The 15,130-nt window shown below is 37.5% G+C and carries 14 protein-coding genes and 1 pseudogene; 1 reads left to right on the top strand and 14 read right to left on the bottom strand.

The annotated features are described in order from the left end of the window. Positions 1 to 82: 82 nt before the first annotated feature. The 14 genes and pseudogenes from HF078_RS15825 to HF078_RS15765 form a co-directional block, all read right to left on the bottom strand. A pseudogene (locus tag HF078_RS15825) lies at positions 83 to 542 on the bottom strand (NUDIX hydrolase). A 377-nt stretch (positions 543 to 919) separates the two neighbouring features. Beyond that, complete coding sequence (locus HF078_RS15820) at positions 920 to 1,465, bottom strand: hypothetical protein (RefSeq protein ID WP_088019135.1); 546 nt, start codon at positions 1,463 to 1,465, stop codon at positions 920 to 922. Between the two features lie 31 nt (positions 1,466 to 1,496). After that, positions 1,497 to 3,992: an ABC transporter permease gene (locus HF078_RS15815; protein WP_169292019.1), complete on the bottom strand. Its 2,496-nt coding sequence runs from the start codon at positions 3,990 to 3,992 to the stop codon at positions 1,497 to 1,499. After that, positions 3,973 to 4,875, bottom strand: coding sequence for an ABC transporter ATP-binding protein (locus HF078_RS15810; RefSeq protein WP_088019138.1), 903 nt, complete (start codon positions 4,873 to 4,875; stop codon positions 3,973 to 3,975). Before HF078_RS15810 ends, HF078_RS15815 begins: the two co-directional genes overlap by 20 nt. A 402-nt stretch (positions 4,876 to 5,277) precedes the next feature. Then, the gene (locus HF078_RS20935; RefSeq protein ID WP_240951775.1) at positions 5,278 to 5,610 is read right to left on the bottom strand and encodes a P-loop nucleotide/nucleoside kinase family protein; all 333 of its coding nucleotides are present in this window, start codon (positions 5,608 to 5,610) and stop codon (positions 5,278 to 5,280) included. Next, complete coding sequence (locus HF078_RS21220) at positions 5,553 to 5,735, bottom strand: P-loop nucleotide/nucleoside kinase family protein (RefSeq protein ID WP_346775363.1); 183 nt, start codon at positions 5,733 to 5,735, stop codon at positions 5,553 to 5,555. Before HF078_RS21220 ends, HF078_RS20935 begins: the two co-directional genes overlap by 58 nt. A 216-nt stretch (positions 5,736 to 5,951) precedes the next feature. Then, the gene (locus HF078_RS15800) at positions 5,952 to 6,272 is read right to left on the bottom strand and encodes a hypothetical protein (RefSeq protein WP_169292018.1); all 321 of its coding nucleotides are present in this window, start codon (positions 6,270 to 6,272) and stop codon (positions 5,952 to 5,954) included. Between the two features lie 210 nt (positions 6,273 to 6,482). After that, a complete protein-coding gene (locus tag HF078_RS15795) occupies positions 6,483 to 8,282 on the bottom strand; it encodes an ABC transporter ATP-binding protein (RefSeq protein WP_169292017.1) in 1,800 nt (599 codons plus the stop codon). Between the two features lie 3 nt (positions 8,283 to 8,285). After that, positions 8,286 to 10,034: an ABC transporter transmembrane domain-containing protein gene (locus tag HF078_RS15790; RefSeq protein WP_169292016.1), complete on the bottom strand. Its 1,749-nt coding sequence runs from the start codon at positions 10,032 to 10,034 to the stop codon at positions 8,286 to 8,288. A gap of 363 nt (positions 10,035 to 10,397) precedes the next feature. Beyond that, positions 10,398 to 10,616 carry a YneF family protein gene (locus HF078_RS15785; RefSeq protein WP_010193468.1) on the bottom strand — a complete coding sequence of 73 codons (219 nt, stop codon included), beginning with the start codon at positions 10,614 to 10,616 and terminating at the stop codon, positions 10,398 to 10,400. Between the two features lie 92 nt (positions 10,617 to 10,708). Then, entirely contained in the window at positions 10,709 to 11,140 is a 432-nt protein-coding gene (gene sirA, locus HF078_RS15780; protein ID WP_168863106.1) for a sporulation inhibitor of replication protein SirA, read from the bottom strand. Between the two features lie 165 nt (positions 11,141 to 11,305). Further along, on the bottom strand, positions 11,306 to 13,312 hold the full coding sequence (tkt, locus tag HF078_RS15775) for a transketolase (RefSeq protein ID WP_169292015.1): 2,007 nt from the start codon (positions 13,310 to 13,312) through the stop codon (positions 11,306 to 11,308). 90 nt (positions 13,313 to 13,402) lie between these two features. Further along, positions 13,403 to 13,633, bottom strand: a complete 231-nt coding sequence (locus HF078_RS15770) for a DUF896 domain-containing protein (RefSeq protein WP_169292014.1) — start codon at positions 13,631 to 13,633, stop codon at positions 13,403 to 13,405. Positions 13,634 to 13,678: 45 nt separating this feature from the next. Next, positions 13,679 to 14,353: a YneB family resolvase-like protein gene (locus HF078_RS15765; RefSeq protein WP_169292013.1), complete on the bottom strand. Its 675-nt coding sequence runs from the start codon at positions 14,351 to 14,353 to the stop codon at positions 13,679 to 13,681. A gap of 138 nt (positions 14,354 to 14,491) precedes the next feature. Here HF078_RS15765 and lexA point away from each other — a divergent pair, with 138 nt between their 5' ends. Then, positions 14,492 to 15,103: a transcriptional repressor LexA gene (lexA, locus tag HF078_RS15760; RefSeq protein ID WP_060666501.1), complete on the top strand. Its 612-nt coding sequence runs from the start codon at positions 14,492 to 14,494 to the stop codon at positions 15,101 to 15,103. Positions 15,104 to 15,130 lie beyond the last annotated feature (27 nt).

The raw sequence follows: 15,130 nt of genomic DNA, 5'->3' as shown, positions 1-15,130 counted from the left end.
GAAGCGATCCATTTGTGCTGCAATCGCCCTCGTTAATGCAATAAGAAATTAACTTCTAGTTGTTGGTTTAGCTCAGTAAGAACTATTTAAAAAGTTGCTCGTTAAATACACTAATTGAGTATATTTTTTCTTCTAATAAGTTATCAACTATCTGCTTTATTACATGCGGTTCTCGTAAATCTTGGTTTTCAAATGTTAATAGGTCATTAACTTTTAACCACTTACTGTCAGTAATTTCATCTTCTTCGAGATTTAATGTACCTCCAGTAACCTCACCAATAAAATGAAATTTAATTACTTGATTGTTTGTACTACTGATAAAATTATATACTCCAGTCGTTCCAATCGGTATTACATCTAACCCAGTTTCTTCTTTTACTTCCCTCCGAGCTGAATAAAGAATGTCCTCACCATACTCTATATGTCCACTTGGAAATTTTCCACTTATCGATAGCAGAAGGTTTATTCTCTTTTAGAATTAAGACTTTATCATTAACGAAGATTGATACACTTGCTACTATTACAATTCTATCTTGAGACATCCATTTATCCTCAATTCTATTTTAAGATGATTTATCTTTATATATAAATAACTTCTTTCTTCACTAAACCGATTACTTAATTCCAATTATTTCATAATCTAATAATTCCTACAATATGAACTTATCTCTATCCACGACAAAAATGGCGCAGATCCTTGTTCCTGGATCGCGCCCTTTTCTTGAAGACTTGATATCAAGATAATATTTAAATCTGCATTTGCCACTTTATCTATAACAACTTATTTACTGCTAGTAGACCCATAAGAAGAGAGCCTATTCCAAACAACCTGTTCCAATAGCACCTAAATAAGTATAAACCGTTGCACTATAGACTTTTGTGTCTTTTTTTGACACAAAAGTCCTAACAATGCTAATATCTATTCTTTTGAAGTAAAAGTAAATCCATAAGTATCTTTTAGTTCTAGAAGCATTATTCTTAGCTGTTGTACCTCCTGATGATTATCAATAATCATGGTTTGATTATCTTTGTAATGAAACTCCAAACTATCTTTTTTCGTTTCATCATTGGTAATTAAGTATACTTTCTCTACATCTTCCCAGCTGTAAAGAATTTTTTCGTCAAAAGGCGCATCTACCATTGTAAATCCTGCTGAACCAACAATAGTTATGGGTTTTACTCCAATGTACATGAGTGGTAGGGCTATGATGACTGCTAGTAAACAAATACCTACTTTCCATCTGTAAAAAAAATAAGATGCAATGGAAGCCGAAAGTAAAAAGAACCAAGCTACAGCAAAGTAAGCGTAAGTAATACTTGGCGTCTCCAACATCCATATGGAGCTTTGGTTAAAGGTACTTCTTTGTAGAATATATGGAAGTAACCAGATGACTAATGGAGAAAGAACTAATAAAGCAATGGTGCTTACAATAAAGTAATGTCTTTTTTCATAATTTTTGCTCAATCAAAATACCTCCTTTTATTTTGTATGAGATTTATTTTCGTGTCTTCTTTTTACTAAGCACAAAATAACCGATGACCACTAAAAAGATAGACAGTCCTGAAAGTACAAGGCATCCATGTAATACATTGATTTTTGCGTTATCCATCACAATAGATAGTTCACCGTTTATCACTTTAGGAAAATCAAAGTATGTGAATGGAAGTAAATGAGCTATGTCCATCCCTATTTTAGTTGTGGCGTAATATCCAGAGACGCTAAGAAGGATAGAAACCGAAAAAACGGTCAATGCATTGTTTAAAAAAATCGACAAAACCATGGTAAGTGCCAGGACAAAAAGTAAGCATAAAACAAACAAGATTATACTGTAGATAAGGTACTCCCCTAAAGTGATGAAATGATAGCCATTTCCACTTGAAATCAAGCCAGAGTAGTTGGAAGAATTCACGATGTCTTCATGGTTATAATATAAAATCGGGTAAAACCAATCCCCAAAACGATTGAATAAGCTTCCAAACAAAATAATGATTAAAAATAACCCTAACCCAGTGAAAATCGATAAAATACTACTTGTCATTATTTTTCCTAAGAAAAGGCTACTTAACGTTAGTGGTTGCGTTTGTAATAAATGTAACGTTTGTTTTTTTCCTCTCTCTGAAGCCAAGCCCCCTCCAAACAAGAAGAAACATAAGAGAATAGGAATAAAGTAAAGATAGTACTTGTTAAATAAATATAAAGAAAACAGACCGCTACTATCTAGTTTTCTATTTTCTTCTTTGAATGTCTGATGGAGTTCCTCATCTGAAAATTGATGATAGATGGTCGGGATAAAGGTACCTGTAAAAATAGGTTGAATATTGTTTTTCATCAACCATTCCTTTTCTGTAATACTGGCTTCCACAGTGAATTTTCCGAGAGTATCCATTCTGTTATCCAGATAAAAACCACCTGTATCTATCTCTCCAGCTGCAGTATGATTATCAAAGAGTTGATAATGATAAAATGCTGTCCAATTTTTTTGTTCGTATTCCTTAGCTGCTTCTATACCTTTTTCTCTTCTCTCTTTAAAGAAATCGATGGATTTATAGACATCAGCAATGAGGTCATCATATATCGTTTCTCCTGATTGCTTTTTTACATCTTCGTACCTATCTATGGATTCTTCAGAAAGTGCAATCAAATTTTCTGTTTCTTCCATCTTTGATAAATCTTCTAGATACTGTGTTTCTTGGTCACTAGATTGTTGAAAAAGAATAAAATAACTAACCGTCACAAATAACAATAATAAAATATTGATCTGTACATACAGCTTTTTTCTAATTACTTTTCTCCCTTCAAAAAACATTAACCTATTTAAAATCGATCCATTTTTACTCTTAAAAGGTTGAATGTGGGAAGACTGTTGGAAGAACGACAAAATTCTTATTTCAGGATTAAAATTTGCACAAAGTATCAGTATCGAACCCCAGATAATCGATACACAGGGATAAATCCAATCATCTCCAGTAGGTATGGTCGCTGATAAAGCGGAAATACGAAAGAGTTGAAACGGATTTCCTATTACCTGCAACGGGTCATTTAGTTCCGTTAAACTATAACCTACCATGATAATAAAAGAAGTTAGTATAATTGTTATAAACGTATTTTTTAGTAAGCTACTTAAAATCGTTACCACTGCAAAAAGAAAAATAGCCGCACTGACAAAGAAGATTGTGATTCTAATAATGTAAGTAATGACTGGTAGTATATAGAAAGTTTGGGTATCTTGTAACAAAATCGGATATTGTCCACTAAAGGAGTATTCCGTAAAAATAGTAGTAACGGCTATTCCAACAACGATGAATAAAGCCGTGAAGATTAAGGTGGCACCTAACAGACTAATATATTTGGAAATTAGCAACTCCCACTTTCTTATCGGTTGAGTTTGTAAAGTCAACCATGTTCGTTGCTCCCTCTCACTAGTGTATATATTCCCAAATAGCAACATCAATACAAAAAGGCCAGCTAAACTGAATGCCGAGTCACTTAATTCCTTTACGATTAAATGGGGAGAAACAGGATACTCTTCATCTTCATAGCTAAGATTGTGTGAAATAAACCACTCTGCTATAGCTTTTTCCATGCTTAATTCTTGCCCGGTTAAGATAGGGAAAGTTTCTCCATATGCTTCGTATTGCTCTACCAATTCTAGAAACGAATGCTTTAATGGGTAAACATTTTCCCATTCTTCTCTTTCCATCACTCTATTTAACTGCATTAATATTAAGTTCATTTCTTTTGTAAGGTTTAATTGATTTTGTTGAATTTCTGGTAGCTCCTGTTGCCTATCTAATTCTGAAAGATCCCTTTGGACTCCATTGACAATTTCTTGGTGTAATATTAGTTCCTCTTGTGCTCTTTCCATCATTTCCTCTTGTTCATTAGCGTTGGATTGAAAGATAGCTACGGTACAAAGTAGGCAAATAATAGATACCCAGAGGAATTTCTTTTGTCTCCATAATTTTTTTAGCTCAAATAGGAATATCTTCATGGTCTGCATCCTTTTCTCCAAAGATATTTTGATAACGGTCCTCTGAGCCAAAAATTATTTTTTCCATTTCAACTATCTTAGTCCCACTTTGCATAAGCAAAGACAGAGGAATATGTAGGGGAGTGTCTTTCAGGAACAGGGAGATTTTCTGGTTTGATATAATTTCTACTTCATATAATTCCTTAGTTAATTGCTTATGTGCATCTGAAACGTCATTTACAGTAAGGTGGTAACATATCCTTTCATATTGGGAGATATCTTCTTTTATAATTGCTCCCTTTTTCAGAAATAAAATTTCTGAGGTAATTCGGTCAATCTCCGATAAATTATGAGAGGATAATAGAACAGAGGTGCCTTCTTTATGTAACTCTAACAACAGGTTGCGCACTTTAATGGCACTTGTGGGGTCAAGTCCATTCAATGGTTCATCCAATATTAACAATTTGGGCTTATTGAGGATTGCCATTGCGAGTAGAAGGTGTTGCTTCATACCTAAGGAATATTTACCAATACGTTTATTCAAGTATCTAGTAATACCAATGCGCTCTGCGGTTTCTACAATTTGGCTTTTAGATAAAGACTGTACATCCGCAATAAATTGCATGTGATCATATCCAGTTAAATAGTCATATAAAACGGTATTGTCTTGCATGAAAGAAACCTCTCTAAATAGACTCACATCAGTATTTTCTTTATCTAAGATGCTTATTTCTCCACTATCTGCCCGTTGTAGATTGGTGATGATACTTAGTAGGGTTGATTTACCCGAACCATTTGGGCCAACTAAAGCGATAATAGACGGGCGCTCGATTTTAAACGTAACCTCTTTTAGAATCTTTTCTTTTCCGAATGATTTATTTACGTTATCGACTGTAAGTATCATGTGTGTAGTCTCCCTCGTATTTTTTATAAGAAGTGGCTTTTATGTATAATAATTTTACACTATTTATTTATTTTATATGTAATAAAGGCGGTCCTTAGGCATTAGTGGATAACAAACAATTATCAATAACCATTTTGCTCACCGTTGTAGAATCATTTCAGAAGCTGATATGGCCAGGAAATGAAACCAGCTCAAACTTACTTTTATCTACTTTTGCTTATTCATTAATCCTCCCGATTGCTTAATTCCAATTATTTCATAATATAAAAATTCCTACAATATGAAATTCTCTTTGGCCACGACAAAAATTGCGCTGATCCTTGTCTCTGGAACGGCGCCCGATAATGGAAGGTCTTATTTAAGATAAGCATTCGTTATAAGAATGGTTTTTATTTGATATGTTTAATTTTCAATCACAATTTCTCCTTCACCTCTTGGTATTTCGAAACCATTAAGGTAGGAAGTTAAAACTTCTTCTGTAATAGGGAAGGCATTAGCATCAAAGCGTTTGTTTCGTTTCTTAAGCCGTTCACTCAAATCATCAGGATGAACTTTTAAATAAATAAGTTTCCATTTACCTCCGGACTTATTAATAAGTTGTTTATATTGGTTCCTTCTAATACGATCCCAAAAACTGAAGTCAACTACCACCTGTTGTTTATCGTGAATTAACTTTATTAAATGCTTGCGTAATTTTCTTTCTGCATCTTTCTTGTATTCCTCAATCTTTTCCATGGGGAATCAATCCCATAACGACCATTAGTAGCCCATATTTCTTCATCAATAGAAAGACGTACAAAACCTTCTTTTTCTAATTGTTGTGAGAATGTAGTTTTTCCAGAACCAGCCACACCACACATCAACCACTAGAGGGGTGAAAGCATCTCGTTCACGATAAATTATGTCAAAATTAAAGTTTTCAAACATCTGTATTCTACCCTCCATATTTTTGATATGAATGCCTACATAATCCTAAAAAGTTTCAATCGCCTTTTAAACTATACAGACCAATTCTTAAGTAACGAGCGACTAATAATTATGTTGCAATAGCCCTAGTTTGTTTAACCAGGTAATTCCTAAAAAGAATATTTTTCTTTCTTTTCAATAAAGTCTTCTTCACTTATCTCACTCTTATCAGTAACTAAGAGAGATTGGAATGCTTTGAATAGTTCTTGTATTTCTTCTTGTTCATTAATCATATCCATACTTTTTTGATACTCATTTTCATCCTTATATCTTGAAATTTCTATCCATTTCGTAGCATCATCCTTACTATTTAGATACATTGTGTGAAAATCTAAATGTCTCCCGTAAATTTCTGATGCTTTTTCTTGAATTGCTAAATATTCGTCTACTTTATTTTTTTGAATATGATACTGATAAACTTTAACAAACATGAACTCACCCCAATTTTATTTCTTCTTACATTAAACTCCCTCTCCCAATTCTTAAGTAAGAAGCGACCCACTATGCAGCAATCGCCCTATACTACACGTGCTCCGTTATTCCACAATCTGGCCCGTTTGTTGAATAAGCTACATATAAAATCACACCCAAAAAACAGACTAGTTCCTATGAAGAAACTAGTCTGCTATTTACTCTGTTATCTAAGGGTGAGCTAGTACATCTTCCACCTTATCTGGCTTTCCATTTTGTAGAAGATACATTTTGTAATACAAGCCTTCTATATTCAAAAGCTCTTGATGTGTGCCTCTTTCTACTATCTCTCCCTGGTGCAGGACAAGAATTTGGTCTGCATCTTGAATGGTGGATAGACGGTGGGCAATTGCGATGGTTGTGCGACCTTTTCTCATTTTTTTGAGGGCTGTCTGGATTGCCTCTTCAGTTTCGGTGTCGATGTTGGCTGTTGCCTCGTCTAGAACCAGGATCTTTGGTTTGGTTGCGATGGTTCGTGCGAATGCCACAAGCTGCCTTTGCCCGCTAGAGAAAGTCGCTCCTCTTTCCACTACCAGCTGCTCATATTGGTCAGGAAGTTTTTTGATAAATGAGTCTGCCTGCACGAATTCAGCCGCTGCTTTTATCTCTTGATCTGAGATGGATGGATCATGCAAACGGATATTATGATTGATGGTTCCATAGAAAAGAAATGGATCTTGTAGTACAAGCCCCATATTCTTGCGAAGCTCCTGATCTTCAAAATACTTCAGTGGGAACCCGTCAATAAGCACTTCCCCTTTTTCAATCTGATAGAATCTCATTAAAAGATTAATGATGGAGCTTTTTCCACTCCCGGTATGGCCAACCAATGCAACTGTTTCCCCAGGCTTTGCTGTAAAAGATATGTCCTTTAATACATCTCGTTTTCCATCATAAGAGAAGGTTACGTTTTTAAATTCTATTTCCCCAGATGTTATAGTTGGTGAGCTTAGCGATTTTTCCGCAGTTGGTGCTAGTTCTTTTTCATCAAGCAAAGAGAAGACCCTTGAGGCGGAGACAATAGCTTGTTGGTACATAGATAGTCTCATCATCATTTGATTCACGGGCTCAAAAAATCTCCCGAGATAATTAACAAACGCATAAAGAACACCTATCTCAATAACATTGCCAATAGAAGATATGCCAAAATAGCTCAAAACTAATATGAGAGACAGAACATAAACAAAATCAATCGCTGGTCGTAGCAAAAGTCCGTCAAGCTTAATATTTTTCACTCCAGCTTGGTAGTGTGCCTCATTTATTTCTGCGAATTCTTTGCGAAGGCGTTTCTCTTGTCGAAACACTTGAATGATAGACATCCCTTGTAAGGATTCATTTAATTTCGCATTCAACTGGCTTAACCTTTCCCTCATATCCGCATAAAATCGGGAGCTGAAATGGCGATAAGTCGCCATTATTGCAAAGATGATCGGGATGATAAGCATACAAAAAATCGCGAGTTGCACGTTTAAAAGAAACATCGCAATAAAGATACCTATCAAGAATACCCCGTTTTGGACGAATGTCGAAATAACACTTACAAACATATCTTTAATGGCCTCTGTATCATTTGTGACTCTTGATACGATACTGCCACCTGGCGTTTTATCAAAAAACTTCAAACCAAGTCGTTGAACCTTGGCAAATATATCAATCCTTAACTCTTGAATGATCTTTAACGAAATCTCTTGAAACTTTAGAAGCTGGAAGTAAGTAATGATTACTTTTGCGAACAGTATCCCGATATATAGGGAGGCCAAAGTAATGATTGGTCCTGTTTCCATCACTTGAGGGGTTAAGTAATCATCAATGAACACTTTAATAATCAAAGGCCCTACAATTTCCCCTACAGTCGCCAGTACTAGTAAGGTAAACGCGAAAATAAATTGTTTCGTATGCGGCTTGGCGTATCCCAATAACCTCTTTAAAACCTGTCTTTGTTCTTTTGCTGTAATTGTCTGATTGTTCATTTTTTAACCCCCATGCTCCACAAGGGACTCTAATGCTTGACGGAGATACATTTCTTTATACCAGCCTTCCTCATCCATCAACTGACCGTGAGTACCTTGCTGCACAATGTTTCCATTTTCTAAAACAATAATGATTTGCGCATGCTGAATGGCACTTAAGCGATGGGAGGTTATGATCGTTGTCTTCCCTTTACGATTTTCTTTTAGAGCGTGCAGGATGCTCTCTTCTGTCTTGGCATCTACCGCAGACAGGGAATCATCAAGAATTAGAATTTCTGGGTCCATAAGCAATGCTCTTGCAATGGATAATCGTTGCTTCTGACCACCGGATAAGGATACCCCACGCTCGCCAACCATCGTTTGATAGCCGTCGGTGAATTGAATAATATCTTCATGGATGTTTGCGAGTTTTGCCGCTTGAATGATCTCTTCAAATGTACCATCCGGCACAGCAAAGGCAATATTATCAGCAATGGTGGCAGAGAAAAGGAAATGGTCCTGAGGTACATAACCAATTGCTTTTCGAAGTGCTTCTAAGGAATAATTTCTAATTGGTGTACCACCAATCAGGATATTACCTTGTATGCCATCAAATTCTCTAATCAACATCTTGAGTAAAGTAGTCTTTCCGCTCCCTGTTTTCCCTACCACGCCAAGCGTCTGTCCTTGTTTCAATTGGAGATGAATATCTTTTAACAGCGCTTCTTTCTCTGTTGGGTATGTAAAGGTCTGCACATTGTATTCAATATTACCTGTAGGTATTGTTTCAATAGCGTTTGGCTTATCTTTAATATCTACTTCCTCTTTCATAAGAGCGGATACGCGGTCATAAGAAGCCCTGCCCCGTTCGACGATGTTGAAAAGCCATCCAAACGCAAGCATTGGCCAAATTAATAAGCCTAAGTAAGTGGTAAATGCAATTAACTCACCAATGGTCAGTTCACCTGTCATCACATACCTTGAGCCAAATGCGATGGCAAGAAAAAAGGAGATCCCAATAATCAACCCGATTGTAGGATCAAAGAGTGAATCTATTTTTGCTACGGTAACATTCTTTTTCACCACATCTTCTGCCTGTTTTTCAAACTCTTCGATTTCTTCTTTCTCCTGTCCGAAGGTTTTGACCACTTTAATTCCATTCACACTTTCTTGCACTTTATCATTTAGGGATGAAAAGGCTGCCTGTGCTTTATGGAACGTTTTATGAAGCAATGTACCGTAGTAGTTTGTCGCGATGGCCATGATTGGCAGTGGAATTAGACAGATCAATGTCAATTTCCAACTGATTGTTGCTGCCATGGCAATTAACACAAAGCCGCCAGTCATTAAGGAGTCAACTAGCGTTAAAACTCCTGCACCAGCTGTTTGTTGAATGGCTTGTAGGTCATTGGTTGAGTGGGCCATCAAATCCCCTACACGTCTGCGTTGATAAAAGCTTGCCGACATCTTCGTAAAGTGCTCATACAAATTATTGCGAAGTAATCTTGCTAGTCTTACTGCCGGACCGAAAATCAATATGCGCCAGAGATAACGCAAAATGTAAACAATGATGGCGGTACCGAGAAGAACCAGCATCAGTTGGAGAATCCTCTCCCTCGTTAAAGTACCTTCCACAATGTGATCAACCGTCATTCCTACGATTCTTGGCGGAATCAGTTCTAAGAACGCTACAAAGGCAAGAAGCAGCACCCCAGGTATATATGACTTTCGTTCCTGTTTAAAAAACCACCAAAGGTCTTTGAATATACTCATGCTCTTTCCCCCGATTTTTTATATACGTTCAACTATAACAGTTTAGCAAATATTCAAATTTTTAGGAAGATACTTTTTGTAGCGTTTTTTCTCAAAAAGTTCTTTTGAACACCGTTGTTGATTTCCGCACTAGGCTTCGCTTTTTTGGAAAAGCGCCTGCGGGGTCTCCCCTAAACGCTATCTCCCTCAGGAAAAGGAAGACTAAGACAGCGAAACATCGCACGAAGAACATGCGTAGCATTTTCGAGGAGTCTTCGCCTAGTGCTCCAATCAATCAACAGCTAGGTTGCTGCAAATATCAACAGCATGCTTTAACAGAGCGTTTTCAAAAAGAAAAAGCACCCATAGTGAGTGCTTTTTCATTTATTTCATTTGCTTATTCATCGCAGACATCATCTGATTAATTTTCTTTTGGGATGGTTTCATTCCCATTTGCATCATCATCACGCGAAGCATTTGCTCATTAATTGGTGGATTTTTCTTTAGGTAAGTCATCATGTACTTACGAGCGATGAAAAATCCTAGTGCAACCCCAGCAATCAATGCTAGAACTACAATAAGAATCCAAATCCATGTTTCCATTAAAAAATTTCCTCCTCAAAACTAGGTCTACCAATGTAGTGTACTAAACTAAAACCTATTATACAACATTTTCCGATAGATTTCTCCTGCAATTAAACAAATTTTCTCTGTTTAATTGGTTGTAACCAACCATAGCGATTGGAGTTTACATCTATTGCAAGGAAATAAGGCGCCTGTTTGCGGATAATTTCAAAGAAGATAGCTTCTGCTTCGAAAGACCCGGTCGAAGAAAGCTTCAAGTACTTTTCGAAAATAGATAGCTTTGCTGTAGAATCCTCTTTTTGTATTTTATGTTGATAGGCCACTCGCTTGTAACCTTCCTTATTCTTTAGGGCTTGTTCTAATGATTGTTGAAGTGGGAAGGTAGGGACTGGGAGCGTAACGTAATCCACTTGCTGTTTAATGATGGAACGAAGTGGTTCCTCTTGTTCGTATTGCTGAAAAAGCTGGAAAAGCTTTAACTCATTACCTGAGTAATGTTTCGCTACTTCTTCCTCTATCAGATATATCATATATTCGCGCAAATGAAACCCTCCTATCACTTCTTTTCTTTTATTATAGAGAATGATAGAGAAGAGTTTTGTCTTATAGTGTAGTTGGCAAGGGGCTATTTTTAGCTTATTATGTCGAATGCAAAAAAAAATGAGCATTACCTTAAAAATAGGCAATGCTCACTCCACAAAATTCGCTTATTTATCTAATAGAGCTTTAACTCGTGCAACTACATTTTCCGTAGTAAATCCGTATTCTTTCATGATGCGCTCTCCTGGTGCTGATGCGCCGAATCCGTTGATAGCAAGGATATCTCCTTCATCTCCAGTATAACGCTCCCACCCAAGTGGAGTAGCCATTTCAATTCCAAGACGTTTCTTCACGTCTTTTGGTAATACTGAGTTTTTGTATTCTTGGGATTGTTGTTCAAAACGATCCCATGAAGGCATACTCACAACAGAAACATGAATCCCTTCTTGTTGTAACGCTTTTTGCGCATCCACAGCAAGACCAACTTCAGATCCAGTTGCTAGGATAAGTGCATCCGCAGTTTCTTTTCCAGCTTTGGAAATTACGTATGCCCCTTTACGCACACCTTCAAGTGCCGTCTCGTCTGTTCCTTTAATAGTAGGAAGATTTTGACGTGTTAACACAAGTGCTGTAGGTGTCTTTTCGGATTCTAATGCCACTTTCCAAGCAGCAGCCGTCTCGTTACCGTCTGCAGGACGAATCACACATAGATTTGGCATCGCTCGTAAAGATGGAAGCTGTTCGATTGGCTCATGTGTAGGTCCATCTTCACCAACTGCGATGGAATCATGAGTGAACACATACGTTACAGGCAACTGTTGAAGAGCCGCTAATCGAATAGCTGGGCGCAAGTAATCAGAGAATACAAAGAACGTTCCTCCGTATACTTTTAGACCGCCATGTAACGCCATACCGTTCATAGCTGCACCCATTCCAAATTCACGAACACCAAACCAAATATTACGTCCGCTGTAATCTTCAGCAGTAAAGTCGGCTTCGTTTTTAATGTTCGTCTTGTTTGAACCAGCCAAGTCAGCAGATCCGCCAAAGAAGGAAGGAACTTTCTTGGCAATAGCGTTTAGAACCTCACCAGAAGAAGCACGGGAAGCTAAGCTTTTTCCTTCTTCATAAACAGGAATCTCTGAATCCCATCCTTCAGGAAGTTCACCTTTCATTGCTGCTTCAAGCTGTTTTCCAAGCTCAGGGTATTTTGTTTTATAAGCATCAAAAAGCTCATTCCATTCGGCTTCCACTTTTGCCCCTTTATCTGCAACCGTTTCACGGAAGTGAGTGTACACTTCTTCAGGTACATGGAAGTCGTTCTCAAACGTCCATTTATATGCTTCTTTCGTTAACTTTAATTCATCTGCACCTAGAGGAGCACCATGCACATCTGATTTACCTGCACGGTTTGGTGAACCGTAACCGATTGTAGTTTTCACTTCAATCATGGTTGGACGGGACAAATCACTTTGCGCTTCTTCTACTGCAGCTGCGATTTCCTCCAGATTGTTTCCATCTTCCACGCGGATATATTGCCAACCGTATCCTTTGAAACGTGTTTCAATGCTTTCAGAGAAGGAACGATCTAAATCACCGTCAAGTGAAATATCATTGGAATCGTAAAGTACGATGAAACGGCCTAATTTCAGATGTGATGCAAGAGAAGCAGCTTCTCCAGAAACACCTTCCATCAGGTCTCCATCTCCACAAATGCTATATGTAAAGTGATTTACCAATTCCATGTCTTCTTTATTGTATGTAGCTGCCAAATGGCGTTCTGCCATTGCCATTCCAACACCCATTGCAATACCTTGTCCAAGTGGACCAGTTGTGGCATCTACACCAGGAGTATGACCGAATTCAGGATGTCCAGGAGTTTTACTTCCCCATTGACGGAATTCTTTTAAGTCATTCATAGAAACATCATAGCCGCCTAAATGTAAAAGGCTGTAAAGCAACATGGAACCGTGACCTGCAGATAGAACAAAGCGGTCTCTATTGAACCAGTTCGGATTCTTTGGGTTGTGGTTCATGAATCTTGTCCATAAAGAATAACCCATTGGTGCAGCACCCATTGGCATTCCTGGATGGCCGGAGTTAGCTTTTTCAATTGCATCGATTGATAGTGTACGAATTGTGTTAATGGAAAGTTGATCTATATGTTGTGTCATCTTTTCCATCCTTTCTCTTTAACTTATTTTTTCATGGAAAAATTATATTTTATCACAAATAGTATGTTCCAGTGTTCTAAAAAAAAGCATTTAATGCTTTAAATTCTTTTTTGTGTCCTTTAATTTTTCCGGAGTGACATCATTTCCTTCCGGATCCATGATTGTTACGCCTTGTAGTGTATTTTCCATAGAAGCACGGAAAGTCTTTATATACTCCTGACGAAGCTTTTGTTGTTCCGCTGCTTCATCATTAGTAAGCCCTACACTTTTGGCCTTTTTGGAAAGTGCGTTGATTCTTGCAATTTTTTCTTTTGATAACATAGAGAACTCCTTCTTTCATCCTTGGGAAGATATGCTTTTATCTTACTAGAGAGGTTCTTTTTTTACAAGCAAACCGGTGTCGCTCTCTTCCATATACTCCCGGTACCGCCTGTTTACTGTTGCTTTGGACACGTCATAACCAAGCCCTCTTAATGTGGCAGCGATTTCATGAAATGTGAGCTTGTTTTTACGAAGCCTAACAATCTCTTCTATGGGAACCTCAATTTTTTCGCGTCCAGGGCTCATATGCAGATTAGTAAGGTTTTTTGTAGGGTCATATCCTCTTTGAACTGCTCGTTGCATGCCTCTTTTTATTTTCAAATTATGTAGCTTTCTTTGGTATTCCTCAACAATTGCTACAATATCCATGACCATTGAATCTGAGTCGGATAATTTCAACTCTCCATTATCCGTTATCGAATAGATCTTAATGGCATGTTTCTTTAGCCAATGTAAAAAAGCGATCTTGGCATTCCCCCTGCCAAGCCTGGTCTCATCCTGAATTAGAAGGACATCAATATGCTGACTTGAAATAAGTTCAATGATTTGAAAAACACCTTCCCGATCCAAATCGTAGCCACTAGCCTGTTCTTCCACTACCTGGACTATGTCAATGCCTCGATTTGCTGCTAACGAAACCAATTCTTCTTTTTGACGTATCAGAGAAGTTTCCTGTGTGTCTTTTTTCGTACTCACTCGACAATAAATGATTCCCTTCATGTATGTTTTCCTCCACCATTCTTTTAAACTATTATTATCAAGCGAACGTATATTCTTGTCAATAATTCGAACTTATGTTTGTATTTTATACCAAAACATGCTATACTATCACTAATATTAATGATAGAGGTGCGGAATATGAAACTATCAAAAAGGCAACAGGACATATTGGATTACATAAAAAAAGAAGTCCAAGCAAAAGGATATCCACCATCCGTCCGAGAGATCGGAGAAGCGGTTGGTTTAGCTTCCAGTTCCACAGTTCACGGTCATCTTGCGCGACTTGAAAGCAAAGGACTTATTCGCCGAGACCCTACAAAACCAAGAGCCATTGAAATCATGGAAGATGAACTTATCCCTAAGATTTCTGCAGTTAATGTTCCGATTATCGGTAAAGTAACTGCAGGTCAGCCCATTACTGCCATTGAAAATGTAGAGGACTACTTTCCACTACCTGATCGCTACGTTGCGCCAGACGAGCAAGTGTTCATGCTAGAGGTTATGGGGGACAGTATGATCGAAGCCGGTATTCTTGATGGAGACTATGTTATCGTTCGTCAACAGCAATCCGCGAACAACGGTGATATCGTCGTTGCCATGACAGAAGAGGATGAAGCAACTGTTAAACGGTTCTTTAAAGAAAAAGATTATATTCGATTACAGCCAGAAAACTCCACATTAGAACCGATTATTGTACGTAATGTAAGTATTCTTGGTAAAGTGATTGGTGTGTATCGTAATATTCACTAAAAAAAGCCGTCTATCGGCTTTTTTTAT

The organism is Bacillus sp. RO2 (assembly GCF_012911845.1).
Lineage (GTDB): Bacteria > Bacillota > Bacilli > Bacillales > Bacillaceae_I > Sutcliffiella_A.
The sequence above is the reverse complement of the archived record's forward strand: the minus strand, read 5'-3'. Positions and strand labels throughout refer to the sequence as shown.